The sequence below is a fragment of the Rhizobium brockwellii genome, assembly GCF_000769405.2.
GTDB classification, from domain to species: Bacteria; Pseudomonadota; Alphaproteobacteria; order Rhizobiales; family Rhizobiaceae; genus Rhizobium; species Rhizobium brockwellii.
Map to the genome: position 1 here is coordinate 1 of NZ_CP053441.1, position 13186 is coordinate 13186.

Annotated in this window: 11 protein-coding genes; 5 read left to right on the plus strand and 6 right to left on the minus strand. The window is 62.0% G+C overall.

The genetic code is table 11. The annotated features are described in order from the left end of the window. The 4 genes from repA (at nucleotide 1) to RLCC275e_RS28145 (ending at nucleotide 4872) form a co-directional block, all read left to right on the plus strand. A complete protein-coding gene (gene repA / locus RLCC275e_RS28130) occupies nucleotides 1-1197 on the plus strand; it encodes a plasmid partitioning protein RepA (RefSeq protein ID WP_033183822.1) in 1197 nt (398 codons plus the stop codon). Next, nucleotides 1194-2189, plus strand: coding sequence for a plasmid partitioning protein RepB (gene repB, locus RLCC275e_RS28135; protein WP_033183821.1), 996 nt, complete (start codon nucleotides 1194-1196; stop codon nucleotides 2187-2189). Before repA ends, repB begins: the two co-directional genes overlap by 4 nt. Nucleotides 2190-2343: 154 nt before the next feature. Further along, nucleotides 2344-3558 carry a plasmid replication protein RepC gene (repC, locus tag RLCC275e_RS28140; RefSeq protein ID WP_033183820.1) on the plus strand — a complete coding sequence of 405 codons (1215 nt, stop codon included), beginning with the start codon at nucleotides 2344-2346 and terminating at the stop codon, nucleotides 3556-3558. 180 nt (nucleotides 3559-3738) lie between these two features. Beyond that, nucleotides 3739-4872: an RHE_PE00001 family protein gene (locus RLCC275e_RS28145; RefSeq protein ID WP_033183819.1), complete on the plus strand. Its 1134-nt coding sequence runs from the start codon at nucleotides 3739-3741 to the stop codon at nucleotides 4870-4872. 119 nt (nucleotides 4873-4991) lie between these two features. On the opposite strand, the gene RLCC275e_RS28150 is transcribed toward RLCC275e_RS28145, so the two are convergent. From RLCC275e_RS28150 to RLCC275e_RS28160, 3 genes are read right to left on the minus strand one after another with little or no spacing between them, the layout of a single operon-like run. After that, nucleotides 4992-5702: a Bax inhibitor-1/YccA family protein gene (locus RLCC275e_RS28150; protein ID WP_033183818.1), complete on the minus strand. Its 711-nt coding sequence runs from the start codon at nucleotides 5700-5702 to the stop codon at nucleotides 4992-4994. Between the two features lie 20 nt (nucleotides 5703-5722). Beyond that, a complete protein-coding gene (locus RLCC275e_RS28155; protein ID WP_033183817.1) occupies nucleotides 5723-6490 on the minus strand; it encodes an anti-sigma factor family protein in 768 nt (255 codons plus the stop codon). Further along, the gene (locus tag RLCC275e_RS28160; RefSeq protein ID WP_018246226.1) at nucleotides 6477-7016 is read right to left on the minus strand and encodes a sigma-70 family RNA polymerase sigma factor; all 540 of its coding nucleotides are present in this window, start codon (nucleotides 7014-7016) and stop codon (nucleotides 6477-6479) included. Before RLCC275e_RS28160 ends, RLCC275e_RS28155 begins: the two co-directional genes overlap by 14 nt. 185 nt (nucleotides 7017-7201) lie before the next feature. Between RLCC275e_RS28160 and RLCC275e_RS28165 the strand changes: the two genes are divergently transcribed. Further along, nucleotides 7202-7510 carry a hypothetical protein gene (locus RLCC275e_RS28165; RefSeq protein WP_033183816.1) on the plus strand — a complete coding sequence of 103 codons (309 nt, stop codon included), beginning with the start codon at nucleotides 7202-7204 and terminating at the stop codon, nucleotides 7508-7510. 19 nt (nucleotides 7511-7529) lie between these two features. On the opposite strand, the gene cueR is transcribed toward RLCC275e_RS28165, so the two are convergent. The 3 genes from cueR to treY form a co-directional block, all read right to left on the minus strand. Continuing rightward, nucleotides 7530-7919, minus strand: coding sequence for a Cu(I)-responsive transcriptional regulator (gene cueR, locus RLCC275e_RS28170; RefSeq protein ID WP_033183815.1), 390 nt, complete (start codon nucleotides 7917-7919; stop codon nucleotides 7530-7532). A gap of 9 nt (nucleotides 7920-7928) precedes the next feature. Next, entirely contained in the window at nucleotides 7929-10454 is a 2526-nt protein-coding gene (locus tag RLCC275e_RS28175; RefSeq protein ID WP_130708066.1) for a heavy metal translocating P-type ATPase, read from the minus strand. Nucleotides 10455-10562: 108 nt separating this feature from the next. Further along, nucleotides 10563-13172 (minus strand): malto-oligosyltrehalose synthase, encoded by a 2610-nt coding sequence (treY, locus tag RLCC275e_RS28180; protein WP_033183814.1) that lies wholly within the window; start codon nucleotides 13170-13172, stop codon nucleotides 10563-10565. Between the last annotated feature and the right edge of the window lie 14 nt (nucleotides 13173-13186).

A 13186-nucleotide genomic window follows, 5' to 3' on the forward strand; every position in this document is an offset into this window, starting at 1 on the left:
TTGGACAACATTAGCGTATCGACGACAGATGTACGGATCGAGCGGCATGCCAACCAGCTTTCTCGGCAACTGAAGCTCCTCCGCGACAAGTTGTTTCCGCCGCTCTCGCAAAAGACGCTACGAACATTCTCCTCCGGCGAGGCGGCCCAGATGATCGGCGTCTCGGACGGCTATCTTCGCCAGCTTTCACTGGATGGGAAGGGACCGCAGCCGGATCTTGCCCAGAATGGTCGGCGTTCCTATACGCTCGGCCAGATCAATGAATTGCGCCAATATATGGCGAAGCTCAAGCCGAAGGACGCGCTTTCCTATCAGCCATGGCGTCGCCCTGGCGAAAAGCTGCAGACGGTTGCGGTCACCAATTTCAAGGGCGGCTCGGCCAAAACCACGACGACGCTCTATCTGGCGCAGTACCTGGCGCTGGCGGGTTACCGGGTGCTTGCGATCGATCTCGATCCGCAGGCTTCCCTCTCTTCGATGCTCGGCGTCCAGCCCGAATTCGATCTTTCCGAAGGCGATACGCTCTATGGCGCAATTCGCTATGATGCGGACCGCAAGCCGCTGAAGGAGATCGTCCGCAAGACCTATTTCGATGGTTTGGATCTGGTGCCAGGCAATCTCGAACTGATGGAGTTCGAGCATGAGACGCCACGGGCATTGAACGACCGGCAGCGACCTGGCGAGCTGTTCTTCCGTCGGGTCGGCATCGCCATTGCCGAGGTCGAGGCCGATTACGACATCGTGGTGATCGACTGCCCGCCGCAGCTCGGTTACCTCACGCTTGGCGCGGTTTGTGCCGCGACATCGCTGCTCATCACCATCCATCCGCAGATGGTCGACGTCGCTTCCATGTCGCAGTTCCTGCTGATGACTTCGGATCTGCTTTCCGTCGTGCGCAAGGCCGGCGGAGACCTGCAGCATGACTTCATCAAATATGTCGTCACGCGTCACGAACCCTTCGATGCGCCGCAGTCGCAGATCGTCGCGCTGCTGCGCAGCCTTTTCAGTGACGACGTGTTGACGGCGACCATTCTTAAATCGACGGCGATCGCGGATGTCGGGCTGACCAAGCAGACGCTCTACGAGATCGAGAAGGGGCAGGTGCGCCGCTCGACCTATGACCGCGCGCTGGAATCGGTCAATGCCGCCAACGGCGAGGTTCTCGCCAGTATTCACAAAGCCTGGGGTCGAGCATGAGCAGACGCGATCGCCTGAAAGGTCTATTCGACGATACGGCGCAGGAGTTGGCCGCGGCCAACTACGAGGAGCCATCTTCGCGCGGATCGGCCGGGCCGGTTCGGACGATGGCGTTGACCCTTGGCCGCATGGAGGAAGAGAGCAGGGCGATGCAGGAGGCCTTGCTCTCCGGCGAACGCATCGTCGAACTCGATCCTGATCTGATCGATTCCTCCTTCGTCCGCGACCGCCTTGCCGACCAGCCGCTCGATACGGAAGACGAGCTGGTGCAGTCGATTGCTGAGAACGGCCAGGAAGTGCCGATCCTCGTTCGCCGCCATCCCAATAATGAGGAGCGGTACCAGATCGCCTATGGCCATCGCCGCCTGCAGGCTGTCAAGCTGCTCGGGCTCAAGGTGCAGGCGATCGTCCGTAAGCTTGACGATACCGATGTCGTCATCGCGCAGGGCATTGAGAATTCGGCGCGTCGGAACCTTTCTTATATCGAGCGCGCGGTCTTTGCCCTCAATCTCGAGCTTAAGGGTTTTGAGCGTCCCGTTATCATGAAAGCGCTGTCGACAGATAAGACGGAGCTATCGAAGCTGATATCGGTCGCAAAAGCCCTCCCCGCCGAAATTGTCAGGTCGGTCGGAGCCGCGCCTGGCATTGGGCGACGCAGGTGGATGGCGCTTGCCCAAGACTGGAATGGGATGACGGCCGCGCGGCTTGCAAAGCTCATTGCTTCGGGAAGTTTCTTGGCGGAAGAGAGCGACCGCCGTTTCGAGCTTTTGGTTGCCGAGCTCGCCAAGAAAGAGGCGAAGCCCGAAACCACGGAATATGACTGGAAGCCGAAAAGCGGCGGCAAGATTGCCGGCCGAATCAAAAGCGCCGGCAATTCCTTCACGATCGCGTTGAAGACCGGCGATGCGCCGGATTTCGGCGCTTACATTTCACGCCGTCTCGATGAGCTTTACGAAGCCTATCGGGCCGGCAAATTGCAAGCAGGAGAGTAGACCGCAAAAGAAAAAAGCCTCCGAACGTTGCCGCCGCGGAAGCCTTTCTCATATCTGGACAATCTGAGAATCGCACTTCCTCGAATCACTGTCAAGCGTCTTCGGCATCCTTTTGGGTGGTAGCTTTCTTTTGCCTTGAGCAAAGGTGAGGGACATGGAGCCTCAATATGTATCGACGCCCTTTGGGCGGCGGTCGATGACGCTTGGCATGCTGGCAAGCCAGGAAAGTGCCAGCAAGGTCGATCCGGACGCATCGGTCGACAAGTGGAAGATTTTTCGCGCGCTCTGCGAAGCAAAGGACATGGTCGGTGTATCCGACCGTGCCCTCGCTGTTCTCAACGCGCTGTTGACCTTCTACCCGAAGAACGAGATTGCCGAGGCCAACGGCTTCGTCGTCTTTCCGTCGAACGAGCAGCTGTCGCTTCGCACGCACGGCATGGCCGGCACGACGCTGCGGCGGAACCTGGCAATGTTGGTGGAAGCCGGCCTGATCATCCGCCGGGATAGCCCGAACGGGAAACGTTTTGCCCGCCGCAACGGCGAGGGCGGGCTGGGAGAGGCCTTTGGCTTCAGCTTGGCGCCATTGCTTGCGCGCGCCCACGAGATCGAGGCGCAGGCGGCTCAGGTGATGGCCGCCAAGCTCGAATGGAAGCGCCTGAGGGAGCGCCTGACACTTTGCCGGCGTGACATCACCAAGCTCATCGAGATCGCGCTGGAAGAGGAAGTTGCCGGCGAATGGATCGAGATGCAGAAGCATTTCAATCTGCTTTCCGCAAGCCTGCCGCGCCGCCCGTCGGCCGCCGAGATGGAAAGCCTGCTGGCCGATCTCGATGCTTTCCGGGAATTGATTGTCAAGACGCTGGAATCGAAGTCGAAAACGGAAAAAACAGACGCCAATGATAACCAAAACGGTCGGCACATACATAATTCAAACCCACACCCTAAATCTGAACTTGAACCAAGCTTCGAACCGAAGCAGGGCGCAAAGCCGGAGGAAGAACCGCGGCATTGGCGGGAGCCGCCGAAATCCTTCCCCCTTGCCATGGTGCTGCAGGCCTGCCCTGAGATCATCGCTTACGGACCGGGCGGCGGCATTGGCAGCTGGCGCGATTTGATGGCCGCGGCCGTCATCGTCCGCTCCACTCTTGGCGTCAGCCCCAGCGCCTATCAGCTGGCTTGCGATGTCATGGGGCCGGAAAACGCCGCCACGGTGATCGCCTGCATTCTGGAAAGGGGTGGACATATCAACTCGGCCGGCGGCTATCTGCGTGACCTGACGCGGCGAGCGGAGCGTGGCGAATTCTCGCTCGGACCGATGCTGATGGCGCTGATGCGGGCAAATGGTCCGGTGGCGAGGAAAACCGGATGAGCGGCTATGAAAAAGTTTCGCGCCAGCTGCGACGGGTAGAAGCATATGCGGCCGGTCGATCAGTCATCTTAACGGCTTCCATTTCCCTAGTTTTGTTGAAATACGCTGTTAACCATGTCATACATGGCGGAAGGAAACACGTGTTTTGCTTCCAGTTGTGGAAAACCGTAAAGCTTAACAATGCGCTACGATATTGACGGCACGATGCTTCAAACCCTGCTTCCAGCCCTTACCGCGGCGGAGGATGCAGTGGCGCGGCTGGACGAGCGGGTGTTGCGCTCGCCGGTCGGCGAGGGATTTGCCGAACGCAGCCATTTCTTCGACGCCGCCGGTGCGCTCTGGGTGGCCGGCGAACTCGTACATGTCGAGGATCTCGTTTTGCATGACGCGCATATGGATAGCCGCGCTCCCACCCACGAACTGACGATCGCCCATTCCGTGCTGCGGGCACGTCGGCGGATCTGGACGGGCGAACCCGCCTGGGCACTCGGTGTCTCGGGGCTTGCGACGCTGACCGCGACCGGCGGGGAAGGGGAGGGGAAAGCGCAGGAAGCAAAGAGCGTCGCCGCTCCACTCGAGACCGACGAAGAGGGCGAGGATGAGGAGGGGCCGCTCGCTGCCGAGATGGCTGAGATCGATGCGCTTCTTGCCCGCTCGCAGAAGCTGCTCGATATCCATACCGGGAAAACGCCGGCAAGCGAGACGGCCGCCGTTACCCCGGCAAGGCGCAACGAAGATCCTCTCGGCTTGCTCGGTGACGACGAGTGGGACGAGGAACAGCGGCTTGCGGAGTGGCGAAGCGTCCAGCCATTGGCCGATAGCTTGCCGCCGGTTCTTGGCGCCGTCATCCTCTTCGAAGCCTGGGAAAGGATCGAGCCGTTGCGGCGTCAGCACTGGCTCGGCGGCCTTCTGATCGCAAGCCATCTACGCGCCCGCGGCAAGGTCGCCTCACATCTGTTTTCTTTCTACGGCGGGCTGAAGCTGGTGCGCCATGAGCGTCGTCGGGCGCGCGATCGGACCACGCGGCTGCAAGCCTTTCTGGAGGCGATGCATCTGGGTGCCGTGGCCGGCCTCAAGGAACTCGACCGCTTGTCCTTGGCACGTACGCAGATGGAGCTGCGCTTTCGCGGCCGCCGTTCGAACAGCAGCCTGCCGGAACTTGCCGATTTCATCCTGTCGCGGCCAATGGTCTCGGCGGCGATGATTGCCCGTCACCTGCGCATCACGCCGCGCGGCGCGCTGAACCTCGTCAACGAGATCGGCATTCGTGAAATCACCGGCCGGGGTCGCTATCGCGCCTGGGGTATCATCTGAAACGAAAACGGCCGGGCGTTGACCCGGCCGTCTCGTTTAGGTGAGCACCCAGTCCGCCATCCTGTCACAGACTGCAAACCAGGCGCTCTTGCGCTTCCTTTGCCCCCAGAAGCGCAGTCCTATTCCCGCTCGCCGGTGAAGTTGAGCAGAAGCTGGAAGATGTTGACGAAGTTCAGGTAGAGCGAGAGCGCACCGAAGACGGCGAGCTTCTGGTTCGATTCCTGATCAAAGTTTTCCGAATACTGTTCCTTGATGTTCTGCGTGTCGTAAGCGGTGAGACCGACGAAGACGACGATGCCGATCACCGAGATCGCAAACTGCAGCGCGCTCGAACCCAGGAAGATGTTGACGACCGAGGCGATGATGACGCCGAAGAGGCCCATCATCAGGAACGAGCCCATGCGCGAGAGATCACGCTTCGTCGCATAGCCGTAGAGGCTGGTGGCGCCGAACATCGTGGCGGTGATGAAGAAGGTCCGCGCGATGCTCGCCCCGGTGAAGACCAGGAAGACGGAAGCGAGGGACAGGCCCATCACGGCGCAGAAGGCCCAGAAGGTGATCTGGGCGGTGCTGGCCGACATCGTCTGGATCTTGAACGAGAAGAAGAAGACGAAGGCGAGCGGCGCGAGCATCACCACCCACTTCAGCGGCGAGCCGAAGATCGGGACATAGAGTGCCGGCGTCGAGCCGACGACAAAGGCGACGAGGCCTGTGATGACGAGGCCGAGAGCCATATAGTTGTAGACGCGCAGCATATGCTGGCGCAGGCCTTCGTCGAAGAGGGCTTGGGAGCCGGCGACGGCACCGTAGCGGGGATTGATCGGGTTCATGCTGATCTCCTCGGTTTGAATTAATAGAGCGAGCGGGCGAGCCGTTCGGCCGCCTGGTCGAGATTGAGACCGCTATCGTCGGCGATCAGCGCATAAGCGACCTCGCCGATCTGCCAGTAGGCGGCTTCTGCTTTTTCCAGCTTGAGATGACTGACCGGCTTGACCTCGAAGGCGCCCGGACGGACGGCGAAAAGCGAAAGTCGCTTTCCATCCGATTGTTCGATCGCCATCTCGACGCTGGGGCCGAATTCGGACGGGAAGATCTGCACGTCGGCGACCTTCCAATCCCTAGGCAGCTCGGGCATCACGATCGCGGTGGCGGCGCGAATATCGTCAGCGCTATAGCTGGCCGGCGTCTGCGGAGGCATCGATTGGCGCAGGGCCGCGGTCTGATAGGCGCGGACGGCATCCTCGACGTAGGCGGGTGCCGGAACCGATGCCACCACCTCAGTCGCCGAGAAGGCGCCGAACGAATTGTGCCCCACCCAGCCGGCGGCGATCAGAATGCCGACGGCGGCAACGCGCTGCATGGAATGGAAGATGCGGCCATAGGAAAGGCCACGTTCCAGCCGGCGGGCGGCATCGCGGGTCTCGGGGCGGCCAAAGGCACTTTCGCCGGCCAGCGCCAGACGCAGTTCGCCCCTAACGCTGAGGTCGGCCATGACCTTGGCGGCAATCGCCGGATTCTCGGAAAGATAGGATTCCACCTGGATGCGACGGGCGACATCGAGCTCGCCATCGACATAGGCGTTAAGATCGGCATCGAGGATCGGATCAATTGCTTTCATTGCCGTTCCCTCCGATGATTCTCAGATGCGAAACCCGCGGCGTCTTCTCCTCGAATTCGCGCAGTTGAGCGCGCGCGCGGGAGATGCGCGACATCAGCGTCCCCACTGGAATGCCGAGCGCCTGGGCGGCTTCCTGGTAGGAAAGGTCTTCGATCGCGACGAGATGCAGCGCCTCGCGCTGTTCCTCCGGCAGGTCGAAGAAAGCGTCGCGCACCTGCTGCAGGCGGACGGCATGTTCCTGGCCGGCCGGCAGCGACTGCTCGGCTTCGACAGCCGCTTCATCGTGGCGGCGCGTCAGCGATCGGTTCCGGCGAAGACGATCGATATGGGCATTGTGCAGAATGGAGAGCAGCCAGGTGCGCAGGTTGCCGCCGCTGCGGAAGCTCTTTCGCTTCTCGAAGGCGCGCACCAGCGCATCATGCACCAGATCCTCCGCCTCGTCCGAATTGCGCACCAGCGAGCGAGCGTAGCGCCTCAGCGCTGCAAGCTGTCCGATGACGTCGAAGGGGCGTTCTTTGCGTTCCATGCTTGAGTATACGCAAGTCAGGCGGGTTTTATTCCCGGCGGACGTAAAAAAATCATACGGGCCGACGACCGTCGCTGATAAACATCAAATATCCTTCCCTAGCGAAGGGCGCCTCAAATCCGCGATTGTTTATGACAATTACATGACAGATCATGACGCCGCTGATTTGCAGGGGAAAATAAAGAATGAAGGAAAAGAAGCGGGTCTACGAAGCTCTCGTGGACGGCGCCATGGAAGGGCTGACGGATCAGGCGCTCTACGATTTCGTCAAGGCGCGTTGTCCGAAGGCCACCAGCAAGAAGATCGTCCGGGCCTCGCTTCTCGCCCTGATGGATCCTCATCTCAGAGACCGCAATATTCTCGACGTGATCTATGCGCTGGCGATCAAGCATCGGCTGGATGACGGAGCGCTGGACGACGGCGAAGACGAGGAACCCGACGAGCGGGCTCAACCCTCGCCGGCAGCCAACCAGAACATGCCACAGCTTTCCTGATGCAGGTCGCCTGAAATGGTCAGCCGCCGTCCGAAAGCTCTTCGAGGATCGGACAGTCCGGCCTGTCGTTGCCGTGGCAGGCATGCACGAGGTGCTCCAGCGTCCGGCGCAGCTCCGTCAGCTCGCGGATCTTGCGGTCGATCTCGGTAAGCTTTGTCTGAGCGATATCCTTGACGTCGGCACTCGCCCGGCTCTTGTCCTCATAGAGCGCCAGCAATTGCCGGCATTCCTCGACGGAAAAGCCGAGGCCGCGCGAACGCTGCAGGAAGCGCAGCTTGTGGACGTCGGTTGCGGCATAGTCGCGATAGCCGTTTCCGCCCCTTTCGGGGCGGATGAGGCCGATATCCTCGTAGTAGCGGATGGTCTTCGAAGGCAGGCCGGACCGTTCCGATGCTTCGCCGATATTCATCGCCATCTCCTATAGTTTTGCAAAGCGCAGTCTCAGCGCATTGGCAATGACCGAAACGGACGACAGGCTCATTGCCGCCGCGGCGATCATCGGCGAAAGCAGCAGCCCGAAGATCGGATAGAGCACGCCGGCCGCGATCGGCACGCCGAGCGCATTATAGCCGAAGGCGAAGCCGAGATTCTGGCGGATGTTTCGCATCGTCGCTTCCGCCAGCCGCCGCGCCCTGACGATGCCGTTCAGATCGCCCTTCACCAATGTGATACCGGCGCTTTCCATCGCGACGTCGGCGCCGGTCCCCATGGCGATGCCGACATCGGCGGCGGCGAGCGCCGGCGCATCGTTGACGCCGTCGCCGGCCATGGCGATGATGGCGCCCTTGGCCCGCAACTCGTCGATCAGCGCCTTCTTGCCTTCCGGAAGCACATCGGCGCGCACCTCGTCTATGCCGAGGCTTTTTGCGACCGCACGTGCCGTGCGCTCGTTGTCGCCTGTCGCCATGATGATCTTCAGACCGCTGTCGTGCAGTGCCTTGATGGCGGCTGCCGTTGTCGGCTTGATGCGGTCGGCAACGGCGACGAGACCGGCAAGTGCACCGTCGAACACCACGAACATCACCGTCTTGCCGTCGCCGCGCAGGGCTTCGGTCTTCTCGGCAAGGACCGCTGGATCGATGCCGAGATCGGTAAGCATCGCCGCATTGCCGAGCGCTACCGTCGTGCCGCCGGCACGGCCCTGAACGCCCTTGCCGGTCTTTGCCTCGAAACCGGTGACCTCGACGAAGGAGACGCCGCGCTCCTCGGCGCCGGAAACGATCGCTTCGGCTAGCGGATGTTCCGACCCGCGCTCCAGGCTTGCCGCCAGCGACAGCAGTCGGTCTTCCCCGACGTCACCGAAGGCGACGACGTCGGTAAGCTTCGGCTTGCCTTCGGTCAGCGTGCCGGTCTTGTCGACGATCAGCGTGTCGACCTTGGAAAAGCGCTCCAGCGCTTCGGCGTCCTTGATCAGCACACCTTCCTGCGCCCCGCGCCCCGTGGCGATCATGATCGACATCGGCGTCGCAAGGCCGAGCGCACAAGGGCAGGCGATGATCAGAACGGCAACGGCGGCAAGCAGACCATTCGCCATGCGCGGCTCCGGACCGATCGCGGCCCAGACGAGGAAGGCGAGGACGGCGGCGGCGACCACCGTCGGCACGAAGATAGCCGACACCCGGTCGACCGCGCCCTGGATCGGCGCCCGCGAGCGTTGCGCCTTGGCGACCATGTCGACGATACGCGACAGCACCGTGTCTGCGCCGACCTTCTCTGCGGTCATGACGAAGGTGCCGTTCTTGTTGATCGTGCCGCCGGTCAGCGGGTCGCCCTTCGACTTCTCCAGAGGCAAGGGCTCACCTGATATCATCGATTCGTCGACGGTCGACTGGCCTTCGAGGACGGAGCCATCCACCGGCACCCGCTCGCCAGGGCGAACGCGCAGCCGGTCACCGGTCTGGATATCGTCCACCGGCACATCATTTTCGCTGCCGCCGGCATCGATGCGCCGCGCCGTCTTCGGCGCAAGGTCGAGCAAAGCGCGGATTGCCGAGCCGGTGCGTTCGCGCGCTTTCAATTCCAGCACCTGGCCGACAAAGACGAGCGCGACGATAACGGCCGCGGCCTCGAAATAGACGGGCACGGCCGCGACGTGGCCATGGAAGCTCATCGGGAAGATGCCTGGTACAAGCGTGGCGACGACGCTGTAGACATAGGCGGTACCGACACCGAGACCGATCAGCGTCCACATATTCGGGCTGCGGTTGACGACAGACGCCCATGCGCGGCGGAAGAAGGGCAGGGCCGCCCAGAGCACCACCGGCGTTGCCAGCAGCAGTTCGATGTAGGTCGCCTGCGGCCCGCCGATCGTTTCGCGAAGCGGCAGGCCGAACATCGGCCCCATGCTCAGCGCCAGCAACGGCACAGCAAGGATGGCGCTGACTGAGAGCCGCCTGACGAAATCGACGAGTTCCTGGTTCGGACCTTCGTCAGCAGGCGGAATGCCCATCGGCTCCAGTGCCATGCCGCATTTCGGGCAGTCGCCGGGACTGTCGCTGACGACTTCGGGATGCATCGGGCAGGTATAGAGCGTGCCCTTGGGTGCCGGCTTTGCCGGCGGGCACTTGCCGTCGCGATAGGCTGCGGGGTCGGCTTCGAACTTCGCTTGGCAGGCGGCGGAGCAGAAATAGAATTTCTCACCTTCGCGCTTTAGGAAATGTTTCGCTGTGGAGCGATCGACGGTCATGCCGCAGACGGGATCCTTCGCGGTGAGGTAATCCTCAGGTGCTGCCGCAAACTTCGTCCGGCAGCCCTCGGAGCAGAAATGATAGGTGCGGCCGTCATGATCGAGCGAAGGTTTGCCAGCCTGGGGATCGACGGTCATGCCGCAGACAGGATCACGGGTCATGACGCTTGCAGCCTTCTCGGGTTCATGGCCGCAATGGCAATGATCGTCGCCATCGGCGTGGCTGTGATGGTGATCGTGTTCGTGCTTGATATCCATGACTATCTCCTGTGCCCGGAGGGGGCACTTGGATAGGCTTATCAACCTTCCAGTGACCGGAAGGTCAAGCACTATTTTCATGGACGAGATTTTTGCGACGGCTGATCCTCAGATCGGGGTGATCAGCCCAACGGGCTGGCTCCCGAGCAGGGCGGCGACCGAAATGCTGCCACCGGGCTCGATCATCTTTCCGGTCACCAGATCGGCCTTCAGTCCGTGAAGCGGGGAGGGGACGGCGATCGCCGTATCCTCCCAGAATTCCGGACCGGCAAAGAGCACGCCTGGATCGAGCCAGCCGAACATCAGCCGCGGCGCCGTGATGATGGCGAAATCACTCTTATGCACCCGGGCAAAAGCAAGCACATGGTCGCGCCGGTTGCCCGTCACCTTCAGCGGCAGATAGTCGCCTCTGGCAAAGAGGTCCGCGTGCCGTTGGCGCAGCTGCAAGCCGATCCCGACGATGCGCTGCTTCAACGCCGCCGCCTGCAGCTTGGCGATCGGCCCGGCTTCATCAAGCCATGCCTTCAGCCGCTCATGATCGACCGGCCGGCGGTTGTCGGGATCGACGAGGCTGAAATCGAAGCCCTCCGCACCCTGGTAGATATCGGGAATGCCGGGGGCCGTCAGCTTGAGCAGGGTTTGCGACAGGCTGTTGAGGTAACCCGCCGCGATGAAAGGCTGCAGCACCCTTTCGAAATCCTCAAGGAAGACGTCATTATCAGGCGAAACCAGCGCCGCGGCATAGGTCGTGACCGCTTCCTCGTAAGCGGCATCCTGTTCCGTCCAGTCGCTGCGCAGTTTCGCCTCGCGCACGGCCTTGACCGCGTAATCGGCGAAGCGTTCGCGGAGCTCTTCCGTCCGTCCTCTGTCGAAATCTTCCGGCCAGATGCCGGCCAGCGCCTGATAGAGCATCCATTCGACATTTGATTCCGGCGCGGCACCCTCCGGCAGATCCTTCAGCCACGGCCGGTTCATGTCGCGCCAACGCTCGACCGCCTGTGCAAAAACATCCGCGCCTTCGCTCAGTGCGTAGAGCCTTGCACGCGCATCCTCGCCGCGTTTGGTGTCGTGGGTCGCGCTTGCCGAAAGCCCATGCGGCTGCAGCCGCGCTCGCTCTGCCATGCGGCGGTGGAATTCCTCCGGGCCGCCAGGCGCCTTGCCCGGTTCACCGCCGACTTCGTTTGCGGCAAGCAGCCTGTTATAGCGGTAGAACAACGTATCTTCCGTCGCCTTCGCCATCACCGGCCCGCTCAACTGCTGGAAGCGGATACGGAACTCGTGGGCCGCGTCACCTTCGACCTTGCCTTCGAGAAGCTTCAGCACATGGTCGCATGCACGCCGATCGTCGAGCCGCGCCATGGCTTGCGAGGCGGTCGCGGCAAGGACCGCTGAATCCTGCCAGGAAAGCGGGCCGCCGTCGCCATAGGTGCGGTAGACGGGAAAGGCGATCAACAACTCGCTGAGCGCGGTGGCGATCTCGTCTCTTGTTAGCTCGGGAAATATGCCTGCCGCGATCGACACCAGCCTGTCGGTCTCGCCGGCGAAATTGCGTTCGACCATCAGTCGCTTGGCAATCCGCCGGCCCTCCTCGAGATCAGCCGTCTCACCGGCGACGCTGCGATAGGCATCGTCCAATATGCGCAGACCGCCACCGTCGATGAACAGCTCGCTCAGCGCGGCGATGAATTCGTATCCCGTGGTGCCGGCAACCGGCCAGCGCTCCGGCAGGACCTCGCTGGCCCCGAGGATCTTTTCGACGACGATATAGGTGTCCGGCCCCACCGCCTCCCGCAACCTGTCGAGATAGGCCTTAGGCTCGGCGAGCCCGTCGACATGGTCGATGCGCAGGCCCTGCACCTTGCCATGGCGCACCAGCTCGATCACCAGCCGGTGCATCTCCTCGAACACGGTTGGATCTTCGACTCGGATGCCGACCAGTCCGGTCACCTCGAAAAAGCGGCGATAGCTCAGATATCGTGCCGCCTGCTTCCAATGGGTCAGCCGCCAATGCTGACCCTCATGCAGGCTTCTTACGAAATCGCGATCGGCCGAGACGTCATCGAGTTTTTGCCGGAGGGCTGCCCGATCGCCACCTTCGAAGAGGATGTCACGCATCGCGCGGTTGAAATTCTCGCCCGAGGTGACGGCCGCAGCCTCCGCCATTCTGGTGGCAACCGGATCGTCGAGCCGATTTGCGATCGCTCCGTAACTCGTAGGGTTCAGCGGCAACAGCGTCTCGAAATAACCGAAGGCGAAATTGCCGTGCGTTTGGTCGAGCGTGATGCGCAGTTCGCCGTTGGCCAGTGCTCCCTCGAAATCCTGGCCGAGCTGCGGCAGGGTCAGCGGTTCGCTCCAGTCAATGTCGAAGTGGCTGAAATAGGCGCTTTGCCGGCCAAATATCAGCACGTCGCGCCACCAGCCGTTTTCCGGCGAGGCTGCCATGTGGTTCGGGACGATGTCGAGGATCAGCCCCATGCCCACGGCGGCAAGACTTTCCGTCAGCCGTTCAAATCCCGCCCGGCCGCCGAGCGCCGGGTCGATGTCGTTGGCGTCGGTAACGTCATAGCCGTGGGTCGAGCCGCTGACGGCTGTGAAGATCGGAGAGGCGTAGAGGTGGCTGATGCCGAGCGTCTTGAGATAGGGGACGAGGTCGCAGGCGCGATCGAAGGTCATGCCGTTGCGGAATTGTATCCGGTAGGTGGCTGTCGGAAGTGTCATGGGGCCGCTGATGT

Excerpts from the sequence above, each read along its gene's own strand:
- repB (WP_033183821.1), top strand. The coding sequence starts at position 1,194 with ATGAGCAGACGCGATCGCCTGAAAGGTCTATTCGACGATACGGCGCAG.
- repC (WP_033183820.1), top strand. The coding sequence starts at position 2,344 with ATGGAGCCTCAATATGTATCGACGCCCTTTGGGCGGCGGTCGATGACG.
- RLCC275e_RS28145 (WP_033183819.1), top strand. The coding sequence starts at position 3,739 with ATGCGCTACGATATTGACGGCACGATGCTTCAAACCCTGCTTCCAGCC.
- RLCC275e_RS28150 (WP_033183818.1), bottom strand. The coding sequence starts at position 5,702 with ATGAACCCGATCAATCCCCGCTACGGTGCCGTCGCCGGCTCCCAAGCC.
- RLCC275e_RS28155 (WP_033183817.1), bottom strand. The coding sequence starts at position 6,490 with ATGAAAGCAATTGATCCGATCCTCGATGCCGATCTTAACGCCTATGTC.
- RLCC275e_RS28160 (WP_018246226.1), bottom strand. The coding sequence starts at position 7,016 with ATGGAACGCAAAGAACGCCCCTTCGACGTCATCGGACAGCTTGCAGCG.
- RLCC275e_RS28165 (WP_033183816.1), top strand. The coding sequence starts at position 7,202 with ATGAAGGAAAAGAAGCGGGTCTACGAAGCTCTCGTGGACGGCGCCATG.
- cueR (WP_033183815.1), bottom strand. The coding sequence starts at position 7,919 with ATGAATATCGGCGAAGCATCGGAACGGTCCGGCCTGCCTTCGAAGACC.
- RLCC275e_RS28175 (WP_130708066.1), bottom strand. The coding sequence starts at position 10,454 with ATGGATATCAAGCACGAACACGATCACCATCACAGCCACGCCGATGGC.
- treY (WP_033183814.1), bottom strand. The coding sequence starts at position 13,172 with ATGACACTTCCGACAGCCACCTACCGGATACAATTCCGCAACGGCATG.